The organism is Paenibacillus antri (assembly GCF_005765165.1).
In the GTDB taxonomy this organism is placed as follows: domain Bacteria; phylum Bacillota; class Bacilli; order Paenibacillales; family YIM-B00363; genus Paenibacillus_AE; species Paenibacillus_AE antri.
Genome location: NZ_VCIW01000067.1, coordinates 1 through 729, shown reverse-complemented (window position 1 = coordinate 729; position 729 = coordinate 1). Strand labels below are relative to the sequence as shown.

Annotated in this window: 1 protein-coding gene; it reads right to left on the bottom strand. The window is 65.3% G+C overall.

The genetic code is table 11. The features are described 5' to 3' along the window. The coding region (locus tag FE782_RS32075; RefSeq protein WP_162388385.1) for an InlB B-repeat-containing protein at positions 1-729 on the bottom strand (729 nt) is incomplete at both ends.

The window sequence follows — 729 nt, the reverse complement described above, 5'->3', positions numbered from 1 at the left end:
TTCCAGCCCGCGAACGTGTGGCCGAGTTTCGCCAGACCGCCCGTGTTGCCCGGCACCGGGACGCCCGTATTGTAGTCGTGAATACTGTCCGCCGGTACGCTGCCGTCTTCGCTTCCGTTGCCGTCGTAGCTTACCGTATAGCTGTTCACTGTCCACTGCGCGTACAACGTGACGTCCGCGGCGCCGATCGTAAACGTGCCGCCCCCCGCGTAGCCCGTGCCGCCGCCGTCCGCCGCCGTGTTCCAACCCGCGAACGTATGGCCCGTCTTCGCCAGACCGCCCGTGTTGCCCGGAACGGTAACGACGGTGTCGTATACATGGCTGCCGCTCGCGGGCGCGCTGCCGGACGTTGCGCCGTTGCCGTCGTATGCGACCGTATAGCTGTTGACGGTCCATTTCGCGTACAGCGTCGCGTCGGCCGCCCCCATCGTATAGGTGTCTCCGACGGCGTAGTCCGTACCGCTGCCGTCCGCCGCCGTGTTCCAGCCCTCGAACGTATAGCCCGTCTTGGCCAAACCGCCCGAGTTGCCCGGCACCGCGAAGCCCGTATTGTAGTCGTGAGCGCTGTCCGCCGGTGCGCTGCCGCTGTCGCTTCCGTTATCGTCGTACGTCACCGTATAGCTGTTGACCGTCCACTTCGCATACAACGTAAGGTCTGCGGCTCCGATCGGCGACGCGAAATCGTACGCCGCCGTCAAGTCCGCATCGGTATACCACCCGGCGAACGTG